The 25,103-nt window shown below is 68.0% G+C and carries 26 protein-coding genes and 1 riboswitch; of the genes, 15 read left to right on the plus strand and 11 right to left on the minus strand.

Going from position 1 to position 25,103, the window contains the following annotated elements; genetic code table 11:
* Both NDI86_RS07890 and NDI86_RS07895 read left to right on the plus strand, forming a co-directional pair.
* Entirely contained in the window at positions 1-1,056 is a 1,056-nt protein-coding gene (locus NDI86_RS07890) for an AbrB/MazE/SpoVT family DNA-binding domain-containing protein (protein ID WP_310899869.1), read from the plus strand.
* Positions 1,057-1,290: 234 nt separating this feature from the next.
* Positions 1,291-1,413 carry a hypothetical protein gene (locus NDI86_RS07895; protein ID WP_310899870.1) on the plus strand — a complete coding sequence of 41 codons (123 nt, stop codon included), beginning with the start codon at positions 1,291-1,293 and terminating at the stop codon, positions 1,411-1,413.
* Positions 1,414-2,071: 658 nt separating this feature from the next.
* On the opposite strand, the gene otsB is transcribed toward NDI86_RS07895, so the two are convergent.
* Together otsB and NDI86_RS07905 are read right to left on the minus strand one after the other, a co-directional pair.
* Positions 2,072-2,872 carry a trehalose-phosphatase gene (gene otsB, locus NDI86_RS07900; protein WP_310899871.1) on the minus strand — a complete coding sequence of 267 codons (801 nt, stop codon included), beginning with the start codon at positions 2,870-2,872 and terminating at the stop codon, positions 2,072-2,074.
* Positions 2,869-4,419: an alpha,alpha-trehalose-phosphate synthase (UDP-forming) gene (locus NDI86_RS07905; RefSeq protein WP_310899872.1), complete on the minus strand. Its 1,551-nt coding sequence runs from the start codon at positions 4,417-4,419 to the stop codon at positions 2,869-2,871. The genes otsB and NDI86_RS07905 overlap by 4 nt, the downstream gene beginning before the upstream one ends.
* Before the next feature lie 197 nt (positions 4,420-4,616).
* On the opposite strand from NDI86_RS07905, the gene NDI86_RS07910 reads away from it, so the two are divergent.
* The 4 genes from NDI86_RS07910 (at position 4,617) to NDI86_RS07925 (ending at position 7,244) form a co-directional block, all read left to right on the plus strand.
* Positions 4,617-5,363, plus strand: coding sequence for an MBL fold metallo-hydrolase (locus NDI86_RS07910; RefSeq protein WP_310899873.1), 747 nt, complete (start codon positions 4,617-4,619; stop codon positions 5,361-5,363).
* 75 nt (positions 5,364-5,438) lie between these two features.
* Positions 5,439-5,837 carry a CBS domain-containing protein gene (locus NDI86_RS07915; RefSeq protein ID WP_310899874.1) on the plus strand — a complete coding sequence of 133 codons (399 nt, stop codon included), beginning with the start codon at positions 5,439-5,441 and terminating at the stop codon, positions 5,835-5,837.
* Between the two features lie 91 nt (positions 5,838-5,928).
* Complete coding sequence (locus NDI86_RS07920; RefSeq protein WP_310899875.1) at positions 5,929-6,669, plus strand: cyclase family protein; 741 nt, start codon at positions 5,929-5,931, stop codon at positions 6,667-6,669.
* Between the two features lie 305 nt (positions 6,670-6,974).
* On the plus strand, positions 6,975-7,244 hold the full coding sequence (locus NDI86_RS07925) for a hypothetical protein (RefSeq protein ID WP_310899876.1): 270 nt from the start codon (positions 6,975-6,977) through the stop codon (positions 7,242-7,244).
* Positions 7,245-7,286: 42 nt separating this feature from the next.
* On the opposite strand, the gene NDI86_RS07930 is transcribed toward NDI86_RS07925, so the two are convergent.
* The 4 genes from NDI86_RS07930 to NDI86_RS07945 all read right to left on the minus strand — a co-directional run bounded on the left by NDI86_RS07930 (position 7,287) and on the right by NDI86_RS07945 (position 13,440).
* Positions 7,287-8,576, minus strand: coding sequence for an eIF2B alpha/beta/delta subunit family protein (locus tag NDI86_RS07930; protein WP_310899877.1), 1,290 nt, complete (start codon positions 8,574-8,576; stop codon positions 7,287-7,289).
* Positions 8,577-8,635: 59 nt separating this feature from the next.
* Positions 8,636-9,628, minus strand: a complete 993-nt coding sequence (locus NDI86_RS07935; protein ID WP_310899878.1) for a ribonucleotide-diphosphate reductase subunit beta — start codon at positions 9,626-9,628, stop codon at positions 8,636-8,638.
* 2 nt (positions 9,629-9,630) lie between these two features.
* The gene (locus NDI86_RS07940; protein WP_310899879.1) at positions 9,631-12,030 is read right to left on the minus strand and encodes a ribonucleoside-diphosphate reductase subunit alpha; all 2,400 of its coding nucleotides are present in this window, start codon (positions 12,028-12,030) and stop codon (positions 9,631-9,633) included.
* 294 nt (positions 12,031-12,324) lie between these two features.
* A complete protein-coding gene (locus NDI86_RS07945) occupies positions 12,325-13,440 on the minus strand; it encodes an aminotransferase class V-fold PLP-dependent enzyme (RefSeq protein WP_310899880.1) in 1,116 nt (371 codons plus the stop codon).
* Positions 13,441-13,523: 83 nt separating this feature from the next.
* Positions 13,524-13,605, plus strand: a riboswitch (Fluoride riboswitch).
* Positions 13,606-13,613: 8 nt separating this feature from the next.
* On the opposite strand from NDI86_RS07945, the gene NDI86_RS07950 reads away from it, so the two are divergent.
* The 3 genes from NDI86_RS07950 (at position 13,614) to NDI86_RS07960 (ending at position 14,876) form a co-directional block, all read left to right on the plus strand.
* Complete coding sequence (locus NDI86_RS07950) at positions 13,614-14,000, plus strand: CrcB family protein (protein WP_310899881.1); 387 nt, start codon at positions 13,614-13,616, stop codon at positions 13,998-14,000.
* Positions 13,994-14,359 carry a fluoride efflux transporter CrcB gene (gene crcB / locus NDI86_RS07955; RefSeq protein ID WP_310899882.1) on the plus strand — a complete coding sequence of 122 codons (366 nt, stop codon included), beginning with the start codon at positions 13,994-13,996 and terminating at the stop codon, positions 14,357-14,359. Before NDI86_RS07950 ends, crcB begins: the two co-directional genes overlap by 7 nt.
* Positions 14,360-14,429: 70 nt before the next feature.
* Positions 14,430-14,876 carry a DUF7382 domain-containing protein gene (locus NDI86_RS07960; RefSeq protein WP_310899883.1) on the plus strand — a complete coding sequence of 149 codons (447 nt, stop codon included), beginning with the start codon at positions 14,430-14,432 and terminating at the stop codon, positions 14,874-14,876.
* 77 nt (positions 14,877-14,953) lie between these two features.
* On the opposite strand, the gene NDI86_RS07965 is transcribed toward NDI86_RS07960, so the two are convergent.
* Positions 14,954-15,682, minus strand: a complete 729-nt coding sequence (locus NDI86_RS07965; protein ID WP_310899884.1) for a protein-L-isoaspartate O-methyltransferase family protein — start codon at positions 15,680-15,682, stop codon at positions 14,954-14,956.
* Between the two features lie 70 nt (positions 15,683-15,752).
* Positions 15,753-16,406: an HVO_0476 family zinc finger protein gene (locus tag NDI86_RS07970; RefSeq protein ID WP_310899885.1), complete on the minus strand. Its 654-nt coding sequence runs from the start codon at positions 16,404-16,406 to the stop codon at positions 15,753-15,755.
* A 114-nt stretch (positions 16,407-16,520) separates the two neighbouring features.
* On the opposite strand from NDI86_RS07970, the gene NDI86_RS07975 reads away from it, so the two are divergent.
* Positions 16,521-16,940 (plus strand): DUF1648 domain-containing protein, encoded by a 420-nt coding sequence (locus NDI86_RS07975; protein WP_310899886.1) that lies wholly within the window; start codon positions 16,521-16,523, stop codon positions 16,938-16,940.
* Positions 16,941-17,222: 282 nt separating this feature from the next.
* Here NDI86_RS07975 and NDI86_RS07980 read toward each other — a convergent pair whose 3' ends face one another.
* Positions 17,223-18,179, minus strand: a complete 957-nt coding sequence (locus NDI86_RS07980) for an aminopeptidase (RefSeq protein ID WP_310899887.1) — start codon at positions 18,177-18,179, stop codon at positions 17,223-17,225.
* A gap of 154 nt (positions 18,180-18,333) precedes the next feature.
* Between NDI86_RS07980 and NDI86_RS07985 the strand changes: the two genes are divergently transcribed.
* A complete protein-coding gene (locus NDI86_RS07985; protein WP_310899888.1) occupies positions 18,334-19,404 on the plus strand; it encodes a type II glyceraldehyde-3-phosphate dehydrogenase in 1,071 nt (356 codons plus the stop codon).
* A gap of 454 nt (positions 19,405-19,858) precedes the next feature.
* Here the strand turns inward: NDI86_RS07985 and NDI86_RS07990 are convergent, their stop codons facing one another.
* Both NDI86_RS07990 and NDI86_RS07995 read right to left on the minus strand, forming a co-directional pair.
* On the minus strand, positions 19,859-20,473 hold the full coding sequence (locus NDI86_RS07990) for a DUF309 domain-containing protein (RefSeq protein ID WP_310899889.1): 615 nt from the start codon (positions 20,471-20,473) through the stop codon (positions 19,859-19,861).
* A 43-nt stretch (positions 20,474-20,516) separates the two neighbouring features.
* Positions 20,517-22,055, minus strand: a complete 1,539-nt coding sequence (locus NDI86_RS07995) for an alkaline phosphatase family protein (protein ID WP_310899890.1) — start codon at positions 22,053-22,055, stop codon at positions 20,517-20,519.
* A 96-nt stretch (positions 22,056-22,151) separates the two neighbouring features.
* On the opposite strand from NDI86_RS07995, the gene NDI86_RS08000 reads away from it, so the two are divergent.
* From NDI86_RS08000 to NDI86_RS08015, 4 genes are read left to right on the plus strand one after another with little or no spacing between them, the layout of a single operon-like run.
* The gene (locus NDI86_RS08000; RefSeq protein ID WP_310899891.1) at positions 22,152-22,829 is read left to right on the plus strand and encodes a glycosyltransferase family 2 protein; all 678 of its coding nucleotides are present in this window, start codon (positions 22,152-22,154) and stop codon (positions 22,827-22,829) included.
* A gap of 2 nt (positions 22,830-22,831) precedes the next feature.
* Positions 22,832-23,188 carry a DUF2304 domain-containing protein gene (locus NDI86_RS08005; protein WP_310899892.1) on the plus strand — a complete coding sequence of 119 codons (357 nt, stop codon included), beginning with the start codon at positions 22,832-22,834 and terminating at the stop codon, positions 23,186-23,188.
* Complete coding sequence (locus tag NDI86_RS08010; protein ID WP_310899893.1) at positions 23,181-24,059, plus strand: polysaccharide deacetylase family protein; 879 nt, start codon at positions 23,181-23,183, stop codon at positions 24,057-24,059. The genes NDI86_RS08005 and NDI86_RS08010 overlap by 8 nt, the downstream gene beginning before the upstream one ends.
* Position 24,060: 1 nt before the next feature.
* On the plus strand, positions 24,061-25,071 hold the full coding sequence (locus NDI86_RS08015) for a lysylphosphatidylglycerol synthase transmembrane domain-containing protein (protein ID WP_310899894.1): 1,011 nt from the start codon (positions 24,061-24,063) through the stop codon (positions 25,069-25,071).
* Positions 25,072-25,103: the final 32 nt, after the last annotated feature.

The raw sequence follows: 25,103 nt of genomic DNA on the forward strand, positions 1-25,103 counted from the left end.
ATGGAGACACGCAAGATACAGCAGGTCGGCGGCGGCACCTACACCGTCTCGCTCCCGAAGGAGTGGGCCACGGCGGCGGACATCGAACCGGGCGCGGTCGTCGCCCTGCACAGCCACATCGACGGCACGCTCGTCGTCCAGACCGGCATCGAGGAGCGCAACGGCGAGCCGCTTTCGCTCTCGGTCGCCGACACCGAGCCGGCCTCCCTCGAACCCATGCTCCGGGCGGCCTACGCCGCCGGCATCGACAGTCTCGAACTCGACGCGCCCGACGGCGTCACCGACGAGACCCACCGCCGGGTCGACCGCCTCACGCGCGCCCTGACCGGCGTCACCGTCACCGACTCCAGCGACGACGCCATCCAAGTCCGGTCGCTGCTCGACGTCGAGGAGGTCTCTATCACGCAGTCGGTCCGACAGCTCCAGTTCGCGGCGCTGTCGGCCCACCGGGAGGCGACGGCCGCGCTGACGGCCGCCTCCGCTGCCCCGGCCGGGGGCGACGACGGCACCGACCGCATCGCCGCGATGGTCGACCACTACTTCCAGCGCGGGCTGGACTCGCTGTCGGTGATGGACTCGCTTGGCCTGACCCGCCCGGAGCTGTTCGACCGCTGGGTCACCGCCCGCGAACTCGCCCGCGTCGCCGACCACGCCGACCGGATGGCGAGCGTCGCCGACCGGCTGGACGACCCCGTCGACCCCGACTTCGCCGCCGACGTCGACGACCTAGCCGACCGCAGCCGCGACCTGGTCGAAGACGCTGTCAGCGTCGTCCTCGACGCTGGAGACGGGGGCACGGGGTCGGCGGCGCCCGACGACGCCGACGTGGCTACCGCCCGCCGCTGCCTCGACGAGCGCGACGACCTGTGTGCCGTCCTCGACGACTTCGACCGCCGGCTGTTCGAGGCCGACGGCGCCGACTACCGGCTCACCCACGCCGTCGACGCGCTTCGCGGGACGACCGAGGCGGCCGGCGCCGTCGCCGAGGTCGGCCTGCAGTCGCTGCTGCGCGAGCGGTGTTCGCCTGGCTCGGTCGACGTCGGCCAGACGCTCTAGCTGTTGCGTTGCTAGGAGGACTGACCGTGCTGCCTGGTTGGTGTGGCGGTGCCACAGCCGTAGCGCGTATTCAGTACGCCTCGACGACGGTACGAGTAAACGAGGCGGCGGGACTTTCGACGCCAGCGTCGACCCTGGTAGCAGCACCGAGGCGTGACGGTTCCCCGTCTCTGCATCGCTAAATCACCTGGTAAATACTCTATAACAAAGTGGTACCGGACTCTGGCTACGGATATGAGCTGTGCCAACTGTGACACCGAGCTCAAGGCGTACACGCTTCGGGTACACCCTGAGGAGTCCGACTCGGACGTCGACATCTCGTTTTGCTCGACCGACTGTCTCGCGACCTGGGTGTAAGCCGCTCTCCGTTTCCTGCACCCTGTTTGCGCTGGTGGGCAGACGACATCGGTTCTCTGGGAGAGACATCCGCTCCGTTCGGCAGGCCGTTCCTCCCAGATTCAGGGACAGGCGCCCGCTTCGTATGAGATAGCCGGACTTCGTTCCAGATGGTGAACGACGGGCCCGATAACTAGTTCACGGAGTCGTTTGTCCACGAACGACCACGACAATTTATCACTTTTGTAACACTTATCAGTCGCTATCGCCTACGACAGTTGCAATGAACTGGAAGCACCCCCGAAACGAAACGACGGCCGCGGCGAAGCAGCGAGAGACCACCAGCGGGACGCGCTGGAGCGTAATCGCTGCGCTCGGTACCGCTGCGTGAAGACACGTCGATGGGAGCGGCAGTTCGATAGTCTCGTCTCACGACGTTTCCACCGTGACTGGGCGCTACTCCGCGACGCGATTGAGGCCGACCAGCAGGTTCCCCCGCGTTCGAAGGCGTAGTTGTTCTACCCCCGAACTCGACGGGCGGTCACGTACCCGATTCGAGAGACGGCCGACTGTGACGAGTGAGTTGACCCGATGATGACCACTCTCTGTTCAGCGCACCACACGTTTCGAAGTCGGCCGATTCCGGAAGCGCCGCTCTATGGACCCGAGCCCGACCGGTCTACTCCTCGGGCATCTCGCCGCCGAGGACGCCGACGAGCCAGTTCAGCAGTCGGGACACCTCCGCCTGGTCCTGCACGCGGTAGTCGGCCGCGGTCGCGCGCTCGCCGACGAGCACGCCGAAATCGTCCTCGCCGAGCACTCGGAAGGCGTCCTCGTCGGTGGTGTCGTCGCCGACGTACACCGTCTGCCAGGACGCGGGCACTTCGTCGCGCAGCCGTTCGACGATGGCTCCCTTGTGCCACTCGACGGTCGGCTTGACCTCGACTATCATCTTGCCGTTGCTCGTCTTCAGCCCCTCGACGGGCTCGACCACGTCCTCGACGACGGCGGTGACTTCCTCGGCCGAGACATCCCTGGCGCGCCGGTAGTGGACGGTGAGGGTGACGGCCTTGTCCTCGACGTGGACCCCCTCGAACTCCGTCAGACGGCGTTCGATCTCCTCGCGAGCGTTCTGGAGGTCCTCCATCTGGGCCTCGGCCTCGGGGTGGACCTCGCGCTCGCCGTCGACGGTGTACTCCAGACCGTGGTTGCCGACGTAGCGGATACCCTCGATGCCGACCCGCGGGCGGAGGTCGGCGAGCTGGCGGCCGGAGACGACGGCCACGAGCGTGTCGGGGTGGTCGACGAGCCGTTCGACTGCCCGGAGGTTGGCCTGCGTTATCTGCGGAGCGTCGGGGTCGTCCATGATGGGGGCGAGCGTCCCGTCGAAGTCCAGCGCGACCAACAGTCCGTCGGCCTCGCCGAGCTGTCTGTCGACGCTGTAGACGTTCGCGACGGGCGTGTGTTGCTGGGCCGTCACGGCTGCCCCCCCGTCGGGACCCCCGGCTCGGTGACGGAGCCCTCCCCGTCGCGCAGCGCCACCGCCGCCCGCAGGTTCAGCCCGGTCCACGTCGCGAGGTCGTTCTCGGAGACCTGCTCTCGCAGTCGATGCATCCGGGCGCGGCGCTCGGATTCGGGCATCGTCACCGCCGCCTCGATGGCGTCGGCGAATGCGCCGGTGTTCTGTGGTTTCACCATGACCGCGGCGTCGAGCAGCCGGCCCGCCCCGGCCTGGTCGCTGAGGACGAGTACGCCGTCGTCGTCTATCTGGGCCGCGACGTACTCCTGGGCGACGAGGTTCATCCCGTCCCGAATCGGGCTGATGAGCGCCAGGTCGCTGTGGCGGTACAGGCTCGCCAGCGCCTCCTTCGAGATGTACTCCTCGAAGGAGAGGACGGGCGTCCAGTCGTCCGTGCCAAAGCGGTCGTTGACGCGCTCGACGCCCGCCTCGATGCGGTCCTGGATGTCCTGGTAGGCGTCGATTTGGGAACGGGTTTCGCTGCCCTTCTCGACGTAGGTGAGTTTCCCCTGCCACTCGGGGTTGCGCTCCCAGAACTGCTCTAAGGCCCGGAGGCGCTCGGGGATGCCCTTGCTGTAGTCCAGTCGGTCGACGCCGACGGCGACGGTGTCGGCGACGTTGTACGACTCGGTGAAGTCGGCCCAGAACTCGTCGGCCTCGTCGGTCGCCGCCCGCTGGGCTATCTCGTCGACCTGGACCCCCATCGGGAACTCGGTGACCTGGGTCGTGTGGCCGTCGTAGGTCACCGTCCCCGCCTCGTGGTCGACGGTCGCGTCGCCAAGCGCCGCTTCGACGCAGTCGAGGAAGTTATCCCGGTATCGGGGGACGTGAAAGACGAGTAGGTCGTTCCCGAGCAGCCCCTCGATGATGGCCTCGCCGTGGGGACAGCCCCGGAAGGTGTCCCAGGCCGGCCACGGGATGTGCCAGAACTGCATCAACACGGTGTCCTCGTCCACTCGCTCGCGTGCGATAGCCGGGGCGAGCGCGAAGTGATAGTCCTGGAACCAGACGATGTCGCCGGACTCGGCGTGCTCCTCGACGCGGTCGACGAACCGCTCGTTGACGGACTTGTACCGCTCCCAGTAGGACTCCCACTCGGTGACGTTCGTCAGCGCCGAGTGACAGATGGGCCACAGCACCTGATTGCTGAACCCGTAGTAGTAGTCGTCGACCTCCTCCTCGTCGAGCCAGACGCGACAGAGCGTGTAGCCGGGGTCGTCGGGCGGGGCCGGGACACAGTCGTCCTCGTCGACGACTTCCCTGTCTGCGTCGCCGTCGCCCCACGCTATCCAGGTCCCGCCGACAGACTGCATCACCGGGTCGAGTCCGGCCGTCAGGCCGCCGGCGTGGACCTCGACGGTGATGTCGTCGCCGTCGTAGGTGTGGCTGTAGGGCTGGCGGTTCGATACCACGACGAGGCCACCGTCGCCGATGACCTTCCCCCAGTCTGTCGGGGTCTCCACCTCCGTCTCGCCGTCGTCCGCGTCCGCGCTCTTACTGTTACTCATCTGACGTGAAGTGTCGTACCGAACTGACAAATACGAACGGCTTGCAACTGCCACTTCAGCCGGCGAACAAGCCATAGAACTGCTCAAACCGCCATCGAGCGGGGCGGGGGTCGTCGCCGCGCGTTCGCTCGTCGCGCTCTCTCCGACGCCGGGCGAAAACCACCGGTTTATCCCGGTGGCAACACGACGTGCCGGCAATGACCGTCCGCCACGAGGAACTGACCATCGACTGGCTGGGCTACGCCACGATACGCGTCGCCGGCGCGGACCGTGTCGTCTACACCGACCCCGGCCGGTACGGTGTCCTCACCGGGGAGTGGGAGCCCCACGCCGACGGCATCGGCCACCCGCCGTCGACCGACTACCGGGCCGAGGACGCCGACGTCGTCTGTGTCACCCACGTCCACCACTACGACCCCGACGGTATCGAGCGAGTCGCCAACGACGACACCACGGTAGTAGCCTTCGAAGGTATCGACGGCCGGGACGTCGAGCGGGACCTCCCGCCCATCGTCGACCTCGACTACGAGGTCCGCCAGGTCGGGGACAAGGAACACCTGGAGGTCGACGGCGTCGAGGTCTGGACCTCGCCGGCGCACAACGAACCCGACGGACCGCACACGCTCGCGGACGGTACGCCGTACCACCCGGCGGGCTTTGGCTGTGGGTTCATGGTCGCCCTCGACGGCACCCGCGTCTACTACCCCGGCGACAGCGACGTGTTGCCGGGTCATCGCACGCTCGAAACCTCGGTCTTCTGTCCCCCTATCGGTCCGCGGGCGACGATGGACCGCCACGAGGCCGCCGCGCTCGCCGCGACGATGGACCCGCGCCTCGTCGTGCCGGTCCACTACAACACCTTCTCCAACCTCGAAGCCGACTCCCGCGCGTTCGCCGCCGACGTGGCCGAGGCCGGCGTCCCGGTCGCGCTCGACGAGCGGTGAGCGCCCCTCGCCCGAACAACGCCAATGTATTAATTAATCAACAGGTTTACCCATCTCGGTCGTGTACGTCCGGGCATGGAGAACACAGGCGTCTCCGTGGACGGTCTCATGACCGACGACCTCGTGACTGCGACTGCCGACACCGGTATCGAGGAGGCCGCAAAGCGCCTCCTCGAACACGACATCGGCTCGCTCGTCGTCGTCGATTCCGAGGGGCACCTCGAGGGTGTCCTGACCAGCACGGACTTCCTGGAGCTGGCCACTGGCGAGCACGACTCGGCGGCCGGGTCCGTAGAGCAGTACATGACGACGGACGTCGTATCCGTCAACGCGCACGCCACGTTGGGAGAGGCCGCCGCCAGGATGATGGCCCACGACGTCCAGCACCTGCCGGTACTGGACGAGGACGGCGCCGTCGTCGGGATGCTCTCAACGACGGACCTGACCGCACACCTCGCGTATCTCGACGCCTGAGAGGGATTGCCGCGCGTTGGGTCGACACGGTCGTCGCGCCGCTCTCCGGCTGCCCCGCCACAGCTAATCGCCTGGCGCCGCAACCGTGGGTATGCCACTCGCCGACCTCTCTCACCCCATCGAATCCGGGATGCCGGTCTTCCCCGGCGACCCGCCGGTCAGCGTCGACGCCCACGCCACCATCGACGCGGACGGCTACCGCGTCTCGTCGCTCTCCTGTGGCAGCCACACCGGGACGCACGTCGACGCGCCGAGTCACACCGAACCCGACGGCCCACCGCTCGACGCCCTCCCAGTCTCGCGGTTCGTCCGCGACGCCGTCCGCGTGGACCTCCGCCATCTCTCGGCCCGCGAGGCAATCCGACCCGCGGACCTCCCGACCGTCGAGGCCGGCGTCGTCGTCCTCCGGACCGGCTGGGACCGCCACTGGGGCGAACCCGCCTATCTCGACCACCCCTACCTGACGCCCGCTGCCGCCCGCCACTGCGTCGACCACGGCTACGACGTGGCTATCGACGCGCTCAACGTCGACCCGACGCCGATAGTTGGTACGGGCGGGAGCGGCGACCCGCACGGGACCGACGGGGCGGGCGGGAGCGGCGACCCGCACGGGACCGACGGGGCGGGCGGGAGCGGCGACCCGCACGCGACCGACGACCACCCCGTCGAGGGAGTGCCTGCCCACCACGAACTGCTCGGAAACGACCGGCTCGTCGCCGAGAACCTGACGAACCTCGCCGCCGTTCCGGAGCGGTTCGAACTGACCGCGCTCCCGCTGGCCATCGCCGACGGCGACGGGGCTCCGATGCGCGCTCTCGCGCGCTGGGACTGAGAGCCGGCCCGGCGCCGCAGATGTCCGTCACGACTCGCTGCGCGGTACCTGTCGTCGAACGGTCGCTCCCGGGCCCGGCGCTCCGCCTATCTCACCACGCCAACTGTTTAATTTAACGTAACATTTAATATAAATCATCCGCTGGGTAACGATTGACGACTGCAACTACGCACCGCGGGGAGTGGCCGTCGGTGTGGGGTCGTCTACCTATTACCGATGATGAACTACGACACCACTGCGGACACGCGCATCGAAGTCGGGCCAGCCAGCGACGCGGACGGCGGGACACTCGGGGGTGGGGGCCGGTGAAGCGTCTCGGACTCCTCCTCGTGGCGCTCCTCTGTGTCGGCGCGCTCGCGTCGCCCGTGGCGGCCCAGCAGACCGGCACGCCGACCGACGACGGGACGACGCCCGAGGAGACGGAGACGCTCCCGCTCCAGTCGCCCAGCGGCTCGCCGGTGTCGTACGAGTCGCCGACGCCGACGAGTTCCGGCTCCGGGCCGGGCTTTGGGGTGGCGGTCGCGCTGGTCGCCGGACTCGTCGGTGCGGGGTTCGCCGTCCACCGCCGGACGTAATCTCGTGTGCGAGCGTGCGACATCGCGACCGCCGGCGCCCCGCTACGATTCCCAGGCCGCCCACTCCCGGTGTGGGGCCGCTACGGCCGCGACCTCGTCCGTCGAGAGTCGGCCCTGTTCGGTCAGGACGGCGGTGACGGCGTCGGCCGGCGTCACGTCGAACGTCGGGTTCGCCACCCCCACGTCGGCGTCCCCGTCGTACAGTTCGCCCGGGCAGCGGGGTTCTAAGTCGTAGTCGCCCCCGCCGGCGACCTTGTCGCTGGCCGCGACGACGAGACAGTCGACGCCCGCCGCGGCCGCCGCCAGGGCGGCCCCGCGGGTGCCCACCTTGTTGACGACGCCGCCGTCGGGCAACACCCGGTCCGCGCCGACGAGCACCGCGTCGGCGCCCCACTCGTCGAGTTCGAACGGCAGGGCCGCGTCCGTCGTCAGCGTCACCTCGGTGGCGTCGGCCAGCGACTCGGCGACGCCGACGCCCTCGCCGCCGGGCCGTGACTCGGCCACCAGCACCGCCTCGGGTTCGGCGGCCCGAATCGCCGCTGCCACCGTCCCCGACCGCGAGAGCGTCGCCACCCGCTCGCCTATCGCGTCGGCGGCCAGCGCCGCGGCCTCGCGGTCGGCACCGACGGCCTGCTCGACGGCCCCGCGGGCCGCGTGTTCGACGGCCGCGGGCGTGCGCTCGTCGCTCGCGGCCGTCATCACGCGGTTGATGCGGTTCTCCAGCACCGCCATCGAGGGCCGGGCCTCGCGAAGCCCCCGGGCCAGTTCGGCCAGCGCCGTCCAGCCGTCGCCGTCTCGTTCGGCCGTCTCCCGGTCGCCGCCTCGTCGCTCCACTTCGAGGGCCGCCTCGTCCCGGAGCGTCTCCAGCCCGCGCAGCGAGAGCCACGCCGACCCGTGGGTGTGGTCCTCGCGCAGCGTCGCCACCCGCGGTCGGACCCGGTCGTAGCTGGTCCACAGGCGCGGGACCGTCTCCCGGCGCAGGATTTCGGGGGCCTGGACCCACTCGTACTCGGCCGTCTCCTCGTTCGCCTCGACCGCTCGGGAATCGCAGTCGAACAGGAACGGGTGGACCAGCCACCGGCGCTCGCCGTCCTCGACCGGAAACGGCTCGCCGGCCCGGACGAGCGTCACCGCGTCGGCCAGCCCTGTCTCCTCGGCGATTTCGGCCCGCGCGGCCGTCCCGGGGGGCTGGTCTTGGCCCGCATCGTCCGCAACGTGCCCGGCGACGCCGCCCCACTGCCCCCGATAGCTCCCGACGGCGTCGCTCCGTCGGAGGAGGAGCACCTCGCCGTCGTTGCGCAGGAAGCAGGTGACGACCGGCCGTTCGTCCATATCGGACGGAGGGTCGGCGCGCCAATCAAGCTACGGGACGAACGCCGCCACTCCCGGCGTTACCAGTCGAGGCTCCCGCCGCTCTGGTACTCGGTCACCTGCGTCTCGAAGAAGTTCTTCTCCTTGTTGAGGTCGACCTGCTCGGACATCCACGGGAACGGGTTCTCGGTGTCGTACTGCGCCGGGAGGTCGAGCTGGCCCAGACGACGGTCGGCGATGTGTTCGACGTACTCGGCGAACTGCCCAGCGCTCAGACCAAGTATCTCGTCCGGGCAGGCTTCGTAGGCGTATATCTGTTCGAGCTCGACGGCCTCGGTGACGAGGCCGATTACCTCCTCGCCGAACTCGTCCGTCCACACATCGGGGTTCTCGGACCGAATCTGGTCGATGAGGTCCACGCCGAACCCGAGGTGGAGCGACTCGTCGCGCATGATGTACTCGAACTGCTGGCCGACGCCGACCATCTTGTTCTGGCGCTTCAGGCCCAGCATCATGGCGAAGCCAGCGTAGAAGAAGATGCCTTCCATGATGACGTAGAACCCGATGAGGTCACGCAGGAACGCCCGGAGGTCGTCGTCCGTCTCGATGGTGAAGCCGTCCTCGGTGATGACCCGCGTCAGGTCGACGACGAACTCGTCTTTCTCCTGTATCGAGGGCACGCGGTCGTACATGCCGTACAGGTACTCCGGGTCGAAGCCCAGCGAATCACAGCAGTAGATGAACGTGTCCGTGTGGATGGCCTCTTCGTAGGCCTGTCGGAGGAGGTATTGGCGACACTCGGGGGCAGTGACGTAGTCGTACACCGCCAGCACGATGTTGTTCGCGGTGAGCGACTCGGCCGTCGAGAAGAAGCCGAGGTTCCACTCGACGAGCTGTCGTTCCGCCTCGGAGAGCGCGTCGCCGTTCCACTGGGAGACGTCGTCCTGCATCGGAATCTCCTCGGGCACCCAGTTGTTGTTCACCCCGGCTTCGTAGTACTCGCGGGCCCAGTCGTAGTCGATAGGCAGTATCTTGTTCGGGTCGTGTTCGGTGTCGGTGTCGAGTATCGGCATGGTTACTGGCAGGCGTCGCAAGTCGGGTCTTCGACGGTCGCGAGCTCTCCGTCGTCGGTCACATCCCGGTGCTGGGTCTTTCCGTACTCGGCCATGTCGAGTGTCGACTTCTCTATCTGGGAGGCGCCGAGCGTCCGGAGATAGTAGGTGGTCTTCAGTCCCAGTTCCCACGCGGTCTTGTACACGTCGTCGAGTAGCGAGCCGTCCGTCGACGGGAAGAAGACGTTGTGCGAGACGGACTGGTCTATCCAGGTCTGGCGGTGGGCAGTGAGTCGAAGCTGGTGGCGCGGGTCGATTTCGAAGGCACCGCGATACAGTGCCTCGAGGTCGTCCGGGATGGCGTCTATCTCCTGTACAGAGCCGTCGTGGTACTTGATTCGGTCGACCATCTCCTCGTCCCACAGCCCTCTGGCTCGCAGGTCGTCGACGAGGCGGTCGTTGATGACGGTGAAATCCCCGGACATGTTCGATTTGACGTAGAGGTTCGAGTACATCGGTTCGATGGAGGCGGTCGTCCCGTTGATAGTCGAGACGGTCGCCGTGGGCGCGATAGCCATCGTGTTCGAGTTTCGCATCCCGTGTTCGGCGACATGTGTCCGCACCGCGTCCCAGTCGAGGCTTTCCTCGCGGTCGGTCGGAATCTCGCGGCCGCGCTCCGCCTCCAGCCGGTCGACGGTGTCCTGTGGGAGGAGGCCGCGGTCCCACTTCGACCCCTCGTAGGACGGGTACGCGCCCCGCTCGGCGGCCAGTTTCGAGGAGTTGTGGATGGCGTGGTAGGAGACGAACTCCTGCCAGCGGTTGGCCGCCTCGACGGCCGCCTCCGAATCCATCGGAATCTCGAGTGCCATCAGGGCGTCGTGAAAGCCCATCGTCCCAAGCCCGACCGGACGGTGTCGCATGTTCGAGCGTTCGGCCTCGTCGGTCGGGTAGAAGCACAGGTCGACGACGTTATCGAGCATCCGCATCGCCGTCTCGATAGTATCGGCCAGGTAGTCGCGGTCGAGTTCGCCGTCGACGACGTGGGTCGCGTAGTTCACGCTGCCGAGGTTACAGACGGCGTGTTCGTCCGCGCTCGTGTTGAGCGTTATTTCGGTACAGAGGTTCGAGGAGTGGACTGTCCCGACGTGGTCCTGCGGGGAGCGGACGTTACAGGGGTCCTTGAACGTCAGCCACGGGTGACCGGTCTCGAACAGCCGCGTGAGCATCTCGCGCCAGAGCTCCGCGGCGTCGACGCGCTCGAACTGTCGCAACTCGCCGGCGTCGGCCTGCCGTTCGTACTCGCGGTAGCGCTCCGCGAAGGCGGCCCCCGACAGGTCGTGAAGGTCCGGGACCTCGTCGGGGCTAAACAGCGTCCATTGCTCGTCGGCCTGAACGCGTTTCATGAAGAGGTCCGGAATCCAGGCAGCGGTGTTCATGTCCGGCGTCCGTCGGCGCTCGTCGCCGGTGTTGCGCTTCAGGTCGATAAATGCGGGAAAGTCCAGATGCCAACACGCGAGGTACGCACACGCCGCGCCTCGTCGCTTCCCCGAACGGTTGATGGCCGCAGTCACGTCGTTGCTGATGCGGAGGAACGGGACGACGCCGGTCGATTCGACGCCCGTGCTCTCGATGAGCGACCCGGCCGCCCGCAGGTTCGTCCAGTCGTTCCCGAGCCCACCGCTCCACTTCGAAAGCTGCGCGTGGGACCCGTACGCATCGAAGATGTCGCCGAGGTCGTCCGCCACGGTGGTCAGGTAACACGACGAGAGCTGCGGGTGAGTCGTACCGCTGTGAAACAGCGTGGGCGTCGACGGCGTGAACTCCAGTTTCGAGAGCACGTCGTAGAACTCTTTGGCACGCCGCTGTGGGTCATCCTCTTCGATTGCCAGCCCCATAGCGACGCGCATCCAGAACGCCTGTGGCAGTTCCAGGTGCTCGCCGCGCTGTTCGGTCTTGAGGAAGTAGCGCTGGTACAGCGTCTCCATCGCCATGTACTCGAACTGCTCGTCCCGGTCCGGTTCGAGGTAGCCCGCCAGGTCGTCGAGGTCGAAGCGTTCGCGCAGGCGCTCGTCCAGCAGTTCCTCGGCGACGGCCCGTTCGAGGTTGTTGACGAACGTCTCGCGGTACGCCTCGTCGAGGGCCGCACCGGTCCGGTCCGCGTCGAGCACCTCGCGGTAGTAGCGCTGACGGAACACCGCAGCAGCGATACGCTTGAACGCCGGTTCGCGCTCGATTCGCTCCGTCAGTGCCTGCAACGCGGCCTGATAGACCTCGTCGGGACTCGCGTCGTCGTAGAGCTTCCGTTCGATTTCGGTGACCAGACGGTCCCGTTCGTCGGGCGGCAGGGCGGATTCGTGGCCGGTTCGCGCTCGGTCGAGTATCGATACGACGTCGGGGGTCGTGGCTGTCGATTGGTGGCTCATGGTTCGGCAAAGCGACCGGTCCGCGGTGGCGGCCTGCGCGCCTACCACGCCGTCGCCCCCGTCTCGGAGGCGTCGCGATAGTTGTCACTAATCGCCCTCTCAGCGGCTTTCGCCCGTGTATAGGGGTCGACTGCTCCCGGCCGCACTATCCGGTGCCAGCCACATCCACATAAGCTCTTCCTAGTACAGTTGATGTAATACAAATTCAGTTGTCTACGCCGTGGCATCAATACTGCTACACATTCACACCTGTCAAACCGAGCAGGAAGAATCGCAGAGCGCTGTCGCCGCTTCTCAGGCTTCCCCGACGGCCGCGAGAACTTCGTCGATTTCCTCGGGGGTATTGAACACGTGAATCGACGCCCGCACGGCCTCGGGGTGGGGGAGCGACCGGACGACGATGCCCTGCTCGCCTAACCGCTCGACGGTCGCCTCGGGGTCGTCGGCTTCGAACGTGACGAGACCCGACTCGTACTCGCGAGGGCTCAACAGGCGGTCGCCCAGCCCCTCCTTCAGCCGGTCGGTCAGGCCCGCGATGCGGGACTCTATCGCGTCGAGCCCGACCGACTCCATCGTCTCGATGGCCTCCGCGAGCGCGACGTAGGGCGCGGGCGAGGTGGTGCCGACCTCGAACCGGCGCGCGCCCTCGTGGTAGGCGTACTCGGCGGCGCCCATGTCCTGGACGCTCCGGTAGCCGATGCGGGTCTGTCGGAGCGAGCCGAGCGCGTCGGGGTCGGCGTACAGCAGCCCGCTGCCCCACACTCCGAGCAGCCACTTGTGGCCCGCCGTCGCGACGAAGTCGGCGCCCCACTCGCGCACGTCGACGGGGTGTTGCCCGACGGACTGGACGGCGTCGACGAGCACCTGCGCGTCGGCGTCGTGGGCGATATCGACCATCTCGCTGACCGGCAACTGCGTCCCGTGGCTCCAGGTCAGCGAACTCGTCAGGAGCAGTCGGGCGCCGTCGACGGCGGCTTTCACGTCGTCCATGTCCACTCGTCCGGCCTCGGTCTCCAGCACCCGGACCTCGACGTCGTGCGTGTCTTCGAGCCGGTCCCAGGGGAGCGTCCCGGCGGGGTGTTCGAGGTCGGTCCGGACGACCACGTCGCCGGGCTGCCAGTCGACGGCGTTCGCGACCAGGTTGATGCCGTCGGCGGTACTCCGGGTGAAGGCCACGTTTTCGGGTGCGCCGGCGCCCAGGTGGGCAGCCGCGACCTCGCGGGCGGCTTCCAGCGCGTCGAACGCGACGGTGTAGGGCCCCTCGTCGGCGGGGGCCTCGAAGGCGTGGTGCTCCAGAAAATCGGTCGCCGCCCTGACGACGTTGCGCGGGCTGGGGCCGCTCGCGCCCGTGTTGCAGTACGTACAGCGTGCGAGCGCGGGTATGGCCGCGCGAAGCTCCGCGGGGTGCATACCGAATGCTGGGAGAGCGGCGTCTTATGCCCTGTGTCCGCGGGCGTTCCGGAACCGATATGTCGGGACTCGCGAAAGGCAGAGCCAAGATGGGCGATGGAGTCCGCCCGACCCAACTATCGAACCCCACGACGCCGGGATTCGGTTGATGACTCCTTCTTTAGCCAGTCGCTATGACAGAGTCACACCCACTGTTGACGGTCGAAACGGTCGTGTTGATAGGCATCGGCGGCTTCGCCGGCTCGAACCTCCGGTACTTCGTCGGTTCGCTGCTCCCCGGACTGCAGGGCACGCTCGCCGTGAACGCCCTGGGCAGCTTCGCGCTCGGCTTCCTGCTGTACGAGGCGATGCACATCGGTATCGTGGCCGACGAGACAAAGCTCGCCGCGACCACCGGCTTCCTCTCCTCGTTTACCACCTACAGCACGTTCGCGGTCCAGACGGCCCTGACGCCCGGATGGGCCGCGGCGAACGTCCTCGCCAGCTACGCACTGGGCTTTGGCGGCGTACTCCTGGCTCGCCGGGCCGTCGACGTCTTCGAACGGAGGCCGGCATGGTGAGCGTCGAGCCCGCCCACCTCGTCGGGACCGGCGGCGCTATCGGCGCCCTCTTGCGGCACTACCTCGGGTCGGCGGTCGACGTCGATGGGTTCCCGCTTGGGACGCTCACGGTGAACGTCGTCGGGAGCTTCGTCCTCGCGCTGGTCACCTTCGCGAGCCTCGACAGCGACCTCCTCCTCCTCGTCGGCACCGGCGCCTGTGGCTCCTTTACTACCTTCTCCTCGTTCTCGTTCGACACCGTCCGACTCTGGGAGGTCGGCGCTCGCAAGAAGGCGACCGCCAACGCGGGCGTGAACCTGGCCGGCGCACTGGCGGCCATCGGAGCCGCCTGGGGCGTCGTCGCGCTGGCCGGGCTCTGACCCTTCTCTCGGCATCGGATTTGAACTCTCGCACGAGCCTTCAAGTACCAACCCGCGACCAGCCCGGCCTATGAGTCGGACACTGTGGCGTGACGAACGGGCGATAGAGGGGCTCCCGATACGGCTGGTCATCGCGCTGGTCGTCGGCGTCGCCTGTCTCGGGGTGATGATGAGCACCATCTCCGGCGTGGCGACGCTCCAGGTGACCGAGGTCGACGTCGAACCGGCGCCCGAAGTGACGGGGACGGGCGACACCGACGTGACCGTCACGGTCGTGGACCCGAAGGGGTCGCCGGTGTCGGGGGCGACCATCGTCGCCAAGAGCGGGACCGCGACGCTCGACAGCGTCACGACGGCCTCGACCGGGGACAACGGCAAGGCGACGCTCTCGCTGTCGCCGTCGCTGGGACCGAACCAGCGGGAGGGGACGGTGACGTTCGCGGTGAAACCGCCCGCCAGCGGGAACTACCGGGACGAGCAGTCCAACACCGAACTGCTGGTGGTGCAAAACCAGTAGCGTAGCCGTCGCAGCGAATCGGACACCGACCGCACGGCTGTGGTGCGGTCGGCTGTGCGACGGCCGCAACGGCGACGCTAGTCCCAGTCTATCCAGTCCTGTTCCCAGCCGGTTCGGGACTGGGCCGCCCGCTGGGCGTGTTCGCGGTCCTCGCGGTGCGTGCGGTTGCGCTCGACCGTGTCGGCCTGTTCGCCTTCGACGAGCATCGGCTGGAAGGCGACGCTGCCCAGGCGCTCGGCCTCGCCGTCGGCGTCCACGATAGCCAGCGTCTGCTCGTTGGCGCCAAGGGGCATCACGAGCCGGCCGTCCGCGGCCAGCTGGGCGAGCAGCGCACGCGGCGGTTCGATAGCGGCCGCCTCCAGCAGGATGCGGTCGTAGGGGGCGTACTCGGGCAGCCCCTCGGCGCCGTCGCGGCGGTCGACGAGCACGCCGCCGTAGCCCGCCTCGGCGAGGTTCGAGCGCGCCTCGTAGACGAGCCGCCGGGTGATGTCGATGGCCTGGACGCTGGCGGCGCCGACCCGCTCGGCCAGCACGGCGGCGGTGTAGCCGACGCCGGCGCCGACGACGAGTACCTCGTCGCCGTCCTCGGGGGCCAGCGCTTCCAGCAGCCGGGCCGCGGTGCTGGGCGAGAGGACGCGCGTCCCCAGCCGCTCGAACGGTCGGTCGGAGTAGGCCTGCTGCTCACCGACGAAGGCCTCTCGCGGGACCGCTCGCATCGCTGCCGAGAGCCACGCGCTCTGGACGACGCCCTTGCTCTCGTGTTGCAGGCTGTCGACCATGTCGCCCCGGAGCACCGCTGGGTCCATACCCGAGGTTCCCACCGGAGCTATAAGAATGGCCCGCCCGCCGTCGAATCGGGGCCCCGCCGTCGGCCGATTACCAGGCCGACCAGGCCGTCGAGGACTCGTCGCGGACGTAGAGGCGGTTGATGTCTTTCGCGAACACCATGTCGCCGTCGAAATCGAGCTTCTCGTGTTCGTACCCCGTCGCGTCGTCGCGGACGTGGATACCCTCGACCGTGAACTCCTCCTCGCCGAACCCCTCGGTCTGGCCGACAGTGAACTCGTAGTCCCCGGGGACCTGCAGCTTGAAGCTCTCGGTCTCGTCGTGGCGGCCGTCCTTGGGGTGCATCGTCACGTTGACCGCGACGTTCCCGACCGCGCGCGACCAGATGGTCCCGACTTCGCCGACGGGGGCCTCCTCGACCCGTCCGTCGTCGGTCTCTAAGCTGGTGATACGTGCGGAGACGACCGCTTCCTCGGTTTCGAGCAGGAACTCCTCACCGACGGCCAGCTGTTCGCCCTCGGGCACGTCGACCTGTGCGGAGAACGACTCGCCGTCCTGCGAGACGACCACGTCGCGCTGGAGCGTGGTGTCCTCGGGCAGTTGCTCCTTGTGGACGTGGTCACAGTCCGTACAGCGGACCGTGACGTGGCCGCCGGGCTTCAGTACCTCGTGAACCGTCTCGATGTCCGGCGAACAGGCCGGACAGGGGAGCCCGATTCGCTCCCCGGGTGTGGCGTCGCTCATGCCGATGCGTTCGACGCGGGGGCGTAAATGGTCGTCGCACCGTCGCTACGCGTGGTTCTCGTTCCCAAGCTATTGGGTCAAGACACTTGCCGTCTCAGACCGAATACGTCCAGTATGTCCCCCTCCTGGTCCCGGACCGACGGCCTCGCCGTCGGCATCGTCGCCCTCGCCGCGCTGGCCGGGGTCGCCCTCTGGCCACAGCTACCCGCCGAGGTCGCTATCCACTTCTCGGCGTCGGGCACGCCGGACAACCACGTCCCGAAGGCCGTCGGCGTGGTCCTGCTGCCGGGGCTCATGCTGGGGCTGCTGGTGCTCGTACAGGCCGGCCTGGCCGCGGACCCACCGTCACACCCGCAGACGGGCCCCGTCGTCGTCCTCTCGACCACGGCTTTTCTCGGTGTGATTCACGTCCTCGTTATCGCCTGGAACGCCGGCTATCCGGTGCCCCTCGACGGCTTGCTGGTCGGGACGCTCGTCTTCGCCGCGCTGCTGGTCGGCTATTCCGTCTGGCGCGAAGGGACTTCGCTTGGCTGAGCAGCCCTCGGCACCGCTCGGGAGAACTCGAAGCCCTCGGACCGCTCGCGGTCGCTGCGCGGCATATCCTCGCTACACTCGGATAGGGGCCGCGCAGGCGACCAGGTAAACGCGACCGGTCCTCGCCCTTCATCCGCCAGGCGGGGTATCTCCTCGCTCGCAGTGACGCGGCGGCTCACTCGCCGCGTGGCAGTTCTATCTCTTCCTCGCGGCTCACTCCGTTCACGGGTCGCTCCGCTCCCCGTTCACGTTCGAGGGCCTCACTTCGTTCGGCCCTCACTCTCACCGCTCGTCTTGTGGGAGGTCTACGACCTCCCCATCCGCGTACACGGTCGGTTCCGTCAGGATACCGTCTAAGTGGATGGGCGCGTGGGTGTCGCCGCCGATGGCGTGGTCGTCGCCGACGGCGATGTGGACGGTGCCACCGGCCTTCTCGTCGAGTAACACGGAGCCGACGAGGTCCGTGACGGCGACGTTGGTGCCGATGCCCAGCTCCGCGAGGTTGTAGGCGTCCCGGCCCACCTCCTCGGCGGCGGTCTCGACCTGCTCGCGGATGTCCGGGTCAGAGATGTCGGTGACTGTCCCGTCCTCGACTTCGAAGCTCAGTAACTTGCCGTCGAGTTTCCCGTGGGGCCGCATCGTCCCGTCGACGACGAAGGTGCCGTCGGCCGTCTCGGGCGCGACGAACACCTCGCCCGCGGGGAGGTTCGACATCTCGCCGGCCTCGTGGACGATACCGGTGTCCATGAGCCACTCGCGGTCGCCGACGCCAAAGGTGATGTCGGTGCCCTGGGGCGTCGTCACGCGAATCTCTTCGGCGTCGCCGACCTGTGCGAGCACGTCCTCGCAGTGGCCCTCGATGGCCTCGTAGTCGGCGTCCAGCCCCATCAGGAACACGCCCTCGGTGATGCCGGGGAGCGTGGCGACGCGGGCGCCGGCGGCGTTGGCGTCGCTGCGGGCCTCAGTGTGGGTCAGGCTCTTGGTGGTCGGCGCCAGCACCACGTCGGCGGTCCGCATCGCGCCGGCGACCGGTCGCGGCGGTTCCGCCCCGTGCTGGCTCCCCGGCGGGTAGCGCACGAAGACGGTGTCGTCGGTGATTTCGCTGGCGACCCGGTAGAGGGCTTCGCCGATGGCCTTCCGTTTGTCGTCGGTGACGACCGCACACGACTCACCTGGCCGGAGATCCATGCACTGCTTGACGGCGGTTTCCGCGGGGACGCGGAGCGAGGAGTTGTCCATACCCGCCTCTGGCACTCGGCGGGATTAACTCTTGGTGGCTGTCGACCGGCGCCGGCCGCGTCACGTGGTACCAGGCGACGGGTACAACTATCCGAGTAATTTTCTTTAATTATTAATCACAACAAATATATCCCGCCCACATCAACGCTTTTCCATGCTCCATGTGGGCATCAACGGCTTCGGCACGATCGGCAAACGGGTCGCCGACGCGGTGCGTGTCCAGCCGGATATGACGGTCGCTGGCGTCGCCAAACGCTCGCCGAACTTCGAGGCAACCATCGCCGTAGACCGCGGCTACGACCTCTTTGCCGCCGGCGAAGACGGTGCCGACCCGTTCGACGCGGCGGGGCTCCATACCGCCGGCACGGTCCGGGATATGGTCGCGGCGAGCGACGTCGTCGTCGACACGACGCCGGGCGGCGTCGGCGAGACCAACGCCGCCCTCTACGACGACTGTGACACGCCGGCCATCTTCCAGGGCGGCGAGTCGGCCGACGTGGCCGAAGTCAGCTTCAACGCGCGGGCCAACTACGACACCGCCGTCGGCGCCGACACCGTCCGCGTGGTCTCCTGTAACACGACCGGACTCTCGCGGCTCTTTGCGCCGCTACAGGAGTCCTACGGCATCGAGAAGGCCCGCGTCACGCTCGTTCGCCGCGGCGGCGACCCCGGCCAGACGAGCCGCGGTCCCATCAACGACACCTTGCCCGACCCGGTCGAGATTCCCTCCCACCACGGCCCGGACGTCCAGACCGTGTTTCCCGACCTCGATATCGACACGATGGGCATGAAGGTGCCCACGACGCAGATGCACACCCACTCCGTCAACGTCACGCTGGAGTCGGCACCGACCGCCGGGGAGGTGCGGGACCTGCTCGCCGACGAGTCCCGCCTGTTCCTCATCCCCGAGACGCTCGGTATCGACGGCGCCGGAAAGCTCAAGGAGTACACCCGCGACGCGGGTCGGCCCCGCGGCGACGTCTGGGAGAACTGCATCTGGGCCGATTCCGTGACCGTCGAGGGCCGGGACCTCTATCTCTTCCAGGCCATCCACCAGGAGGCCGACGTGGTGCCCGAGAACATCGACGCGGTGCGGGCGCTCTCGGAGCGGACCGCGAGCGCCGAACAGAGCATCCGGCGGACCGACGACGCCCTCGGTGTGGGCGAGGGACTCGTCCAGCACGAGTCCGAACCGGTGCGGGCCGAGGGGACGGCGGACGACTAGGCGTTTCGGCAGGATTGTCTGGCACTTTCAGAACTGCTTCCAACAGCCCGAAAGCCCCCGACCGTTCGAGTGCCGGGACTCGCTGCGCTCCTCGCCTCCCGAAGGTCGGCTGCGGTGCTTACGTCGTCCGGGCTACTCGAACGGTCGGCCCCTTTCGTCCACCCGTAGCCGGTTGGTCAAACAGCGCTGGGTGGGACTGAGCGGAGCCGGAGGCTCCGCGAAGGTCGGGAGACGCGGAGCGTCTCCAGGGGCTGAAAGGGGCGGCCGGCTTCGGGAACCTCGACGATATAAGCACCGGGACGAGCGAAGCGAGTGAGGAGCGTCGTTCGAAAATCGAAGATTTTCGTGATCACGAGAGAGCTCTGCTCTCTCGGACGACAGCGAGTCGCGGGACCGAAGCCGGCCGGGGCTTTCTGGCTATACAGAGTGGCCCACTCAGAACGAACTATCGTCGCTAGTCGAACAGCCCGGCCACGTCCTCGTCCTTCTGGCGCTCGCGCTCGACGTGTTGGACGAGATGGCTGTAGACGAACGGCCGGTTCTCCGCTTCCTGCACGAACGCGAAGAGCTGGCCGACGAAGCGGCCCTCGCCCCGGTCGTCCAGTTCCCGGTGAGCGTAGTCGACGGCGTCCGCGACCACCGCCTCGTCGTAGCCGTCGGCCTCCGCGAGTACCCCGGCCGCCACCGCCGTCGCCTCGAAGTCGAGGTCCGCGTAGCCCACTGGCTCCCCCTCGTGGGTCAGCGTCGGTGGACTCTCCCAGTCCACGGCTTCGGGCTCGTCGGCCACTCGCTGCAAGAACGGCCCCAGGTCGTCCAGGTTCACGCCGCGGTAGTCCGCGGGCAGGTCAGCGAGGTACTCGCCCGCGCTCTCGGCGAGCCCCTGCGCGCCCGACCAGTTCTCGTTCCTGCCGTGATGCACCACGGCGGTGAACTGGATGAGGCCGTGGAGGAACCGCTCGTCCGCCGTGCCCGACTCCAGGTCGAGCCAGCGGTCTTCCCAGGCGTCGTGAGCGGCGTGGTACCGGCCGGCGTCGTAGACGGCGATGCCGGCCCGGAGGTGAGCGTCCATACCGACGTGTAGCGGCGAGTCGCTGAAAAGTCCCCGTTCGACGCTACTCCATGTAGCCCAGTTGCTGGAGTCGGTCGGCCACTTCCTCGCTGGTCCCCTCGCCGCGCGCGCCGATGTCGATGGGGTCGCGCTCGCCGACGTCGGGGTCTTCGGCGTGGATGGGCAACACCTCGCCGACCATGTCGGTCGGGATGTCGACGCCGTGGGCCGCGAGAATCGTGGGCGCCATGTCCGTGATGGAAATCTGCTCGATTTCGCCAACGCTTGCGAAGTCCGGACCCGAAGCCAGGAAGATGCCGTTGCGGGTGTTCTCGGCGGCCCAGCGGTCCGGCGCGGTCTGGATCTGCCCGCCGCCGATGCCGTCGTTGACGTGGACGCCGTCGCGCATGTCGACGACCACCTCGGGACCCTCGTCGACGTACGCGCCGCTGTAGACCTCTTCGCCCCTGTAGACGCCGTCGAACACCTTCCCCTCGCTGTCCTCGACGGCTCGCAGGTCCTCGATGAGCTGGTCCCGGACCGATTCGGGCGTGCCGGGCAGCAGGTAGATGGGCCCCTGGCCGCTGGCGACGGCCCGCGTGTTCGCCAGGTCGATGGCTTCGAGCTTTCGGGCTCGTTTGGCCCCCGCGCTCTGGGGGACGAGTTGCTGGACGGACTCCGGGACCGTCTTCGCGAGCAGGTCGACGACGCCGGCCTTCTTCGCCACGCCCAGCAGGTTCTCGCGGGTCAGGCCGAGCGGTCGGAAGAAGTCCTCGACGGTCCGCTCGTGGGCCTGGTAGCCGTGCTCGGCGAGCCACTCGTTGATGTAGAACTCCGTCGTCGTCGGGCCGCTCCCGTGGTCCGACATCAGGACGAGGTTCAGGTCGTCCATCGCGGCCAGTTCGCCCAGGTGCTCGTCGACCAGTTCCCAGGCGCGTTTTGTCGGCTCGTCGTCCCAGAAGAAGTGCTGGAGGACGTTCAGGTAAAACAGCGTCACGTGGACGAAATCGAGTTCGTTCTCCTCCAGCAGGTGCAGCGCCACCTCGAATCGGCTCTCCATGGCGTCGAGGATGGCGTCGACCTCCGCGCCGCGTTCCTCGTTCGAGGAGAGCAGCGGGTCCGGATGCACGCGATAGTCGAACAGCTCCTGGAGTTCGTCTTCCAGCCCCTCGGGGGCGGCGTAGCCGCTGTCGATAGAGCGGTACTCCCCCTGGACAGCGTCGGGGCCGCCGGCGACGACGGGGCCGCCGATGTCCCGGGGCGGGTACATCGTCGGCATGTTGACCACGCCGGGCGTCTGGCCGTCGTCGGACAGATAGTCCCACAGTTCGGCCGTCTTGAAGTCACCGCCCTTTGCCACGTCGATACGCTCCGCTTCGAGGTCGATATGCTCGAACCAGAACACGCCGAGGCCGCCGGGGTCCTTCCCGGCCGAGTAACACTTCCAGTTGGGGAAGGTCACGGGCGGGAGACAGCTCTCGGTCTCGGCCCAGGTGTGCTCGGCCCGCAGCGCGGCCAGATTCGGCAGGTCGCCGGCCGCTATCCACGGGTCGAGCAGCCGCCAGCTCGCGCCGTCGAGGCCGACGACGAACGTCCGCGTCATATCCCAACAGCCCGCGAGCGCGCCAATAGGTCTTTCCGTCTCGTCGCGGTCGCGTGACACAACGCATATATACGGTTGCTGAATACCGGGCAAATAGTGCGTACCGTCGCCGTCATTCCCGCCTACAACGAAGCCGAGACCATCGGGCCGGTCATCGAGGAGACCGGGGCGTACGTCGACCGGGTCGTCGTCGTCGACGACGGCTCCAGCGACGACACCGCCGCCATCGCCCGCGACCACGGCGCCACGGTCGTCGAGCACGTCTTCAACACGGGCGTCGGCGGCGCGGTCAGGACCGGCTACCAGTACGCTATCAAACACGGCTACGACTGGGTCGTCCAGGTCGACGCGGACGGCCAGCACGACCCCGCGAAGATTCCCGAACTCATGGACGTGGCGACCGACGGCCACGACATGGTCATCGCCAGCCGCTACCTCAACGAGAGCTACCAGGACTACTCCGCGACCCGCAACGCCGGCATCCAGTTTTTCACCCGGCTGACCAACTATCTCGGCGGCATCGAGATCACCGACGTGACCAGCGGCTTCCGCGTCTATCGGGTGTCGATGCTCGAACGGATTCTTCACCGCGGGGACAAACACTGGGCCATCGAACAGACCCTGGAGGCCGCCAAGGGCGGCTACCGTATCGCCGAGGTCTCCACGGAGATGCCCACCCGGGAGGAAGGGGAGTCACAGTTCACCCTCGACACCTTCGCCCTGTACCCGATTCGCATGACCGACACCATCCTGCGGGTCCTGCTCTTTCGCTAACCATGGTCGAGTACACACTCGTCAACCTCATCGCGCTGGTCGTCGGCGTCGCCTTCCTCGTCAACGGCTACATGCTGGTCAAGCAGGGCCGGGAGGCCATCGCGCTGTTCGTCGTCTCGCTGGCCATCGGCGGGGGGCTCATCTTCGTCGCCGTCTTCCCCAACGTCTTCCAAGTCGTCGCGACGGTGCTCGGTCTGGAGCTGAAGGCCCGCGCCATCCTGGTCATCTCGAATCTGACCCTCTTTGTCGTCGCCACCTACCTGTTCAACCGCATCGGGAAGCTCTACGACCGACTCTCGCGGCTCAACGAGGAGGTCAGTCTGCTGCGCAGCGAGGTCGAGGAACTCCGCGATGAGTGACGCCGTCGGCCGCGCGGTCCTCTCTATCGACGTCGAACTGTTCGACCAGACGCCCGCCTACCGGTCGGCCGCGGGCACCACCGACCAGCGCGGTGTCGGTCTGAACGGCCTCGAGTGGTTCCGGGAGACGCTGGGCGAGCGCGGCGCGAGCACGACGTGTTTCGTCGTCTCGTCGCTCCTCGACCGGTATCCCGACCACGTCGAGGCGCTCGCTGACGCCGGCTTCGAAATCGCCTCGCACACCCACTCACACGAACTGCTCTCGGAGCTTTCGGCCGACCGTCGACGCGAGGAACTGCGCGACTCACGCGAACGGCTCGAATCGCTCACCGGCGAGCCCGTCACGGGCTTTCGCGCGCCGGCGTTCGACATCACCGACGACCACTTCGACCTGCTCGCCGAGACGGGCTACGGCTACGACTCGAGCGTCGTCGCCAGCCGCGCCATCCCGGGCTGGTACGGCGGCGAGTACGACCTCGAAGCGCCGGCGCCGGCGACGGCCGTCGACCCCGACGCCCCCGCCGACGTAGCCGAACTGCCCGCCAGCGTGATGCCCGGGCTGCGACTCCCCCTGACGGGGACCTGGCTGCGATTCTTCGGCCCGCGCTACACCGCGCTGGGAATGCGCCTGCTCGCCCGTCGTGGCATCGTCCCCGTCCTCTACGTCCACCCCTGGGAACTCGTCGGGCTCCCGAACGTCGAGGGCGTCCCCGCGCGAGTCTACTACCACACCGGCGAGTGGATGCGCGAGGCCCTGACCTACCTCCTCGACCAGCCCTTCGACTTCGTCACCGCCCGCTCGGTCGTCGCGGACGCCGTCCCCGACTGGGCGCCACCAACCACCAGCGCCGACGGACACCGGGAGGGCTGACGTGACGGCCAGTCGACGCGACGTCGCGATTTCGGTGCTGCAGTACGGCGTCGGCCTCGCCGCGCTCGCCTTCCTGCTCTCGCAGGTCGACGTCCAGGCAGTGAGCGCGCGGCTCCGTGCGACGGAGCCGACCGTCCTCGTCGCCCTGGTCCTCGTCACCGTCGGCGGCGTCCTCGCCCGCTTCGACACGTGGCGCGCGGTGCTTTCGCCCTTCGCTCGCGTCCCACTGCTCACCGCCGGGCGCGTCGATTTGGCGGTCAACTTCGTCAACCAGCTCCTGCCCTCGCGGCTCTCGGGCCGGCTGGCTGCCCCCTTCATCCTGCGAGCCGAGACCGGCGTCGACTACGGCGACGCGACCGCCGCCGCGGGCGCCCACACCGGTATCTACGCCGTCTGGTACGGCGTCGTCTCGGCCGTCGGCCTTCTCGTCATCGTCGGTCGGGTCTCGACCGGCCTCCTGCTCCTGCTCGCCCTGTCGACGGCGCTGTATCTCGTCGCCGGCGCCGTCGTCCTGCTGGCCGGGCTGAACCTCACCGCGCTGGACCGACTGGTCGGGTCCCTGGCCGCGCTGGCCGAGCGAGTGCCCCGTATCGGGAGCGCGCTCGCTGGCCGCGTCCGCTCCGTTCCCGACATCACCGAGGCCTCCGCGGACGCGTTCGGGCGCATCTCGACGAACCCCCGCGTCTGGCTGCGCTACGCCGCCGGGTGGGTCCTCGCGCTGGTCGTCGCCCCCGGAATTCGGGTCTGGCTGCTGTTTCTTTCCTTCGGCGCCGCGGTCGACCCCCTCCTGCTCCCGCTCTATCTGGTGACGGCCTACAGCATCACCCTGCTCCCGCTCACTCCCGGCGGTATCGGCGTCACGGAGGCGACCGCCACCGCCGTCTTCGTCGGCCTGGGCGTCCCCGAGGCCGTCGTCATCCCCGTCATCTTCCTCGACCGCTTTCTGGGCGTCTACCTGCCCGCCCTCGCCGGTTGGTACCCCACGCTGGACATGGACCTGTCCGTGCTGTAGTACGGGCCGCTCGTGTGGACCGGCCCGGACAC

The organism is Haloarcula onubensis (assembly GCF_031624605.1).
Taxonomy (GTDB): Archaea; Halobacteriota; Halobacteria; order Halobacteriales; family Haloarculaceae; genus Haloarcula; species Haloarcula onubensis.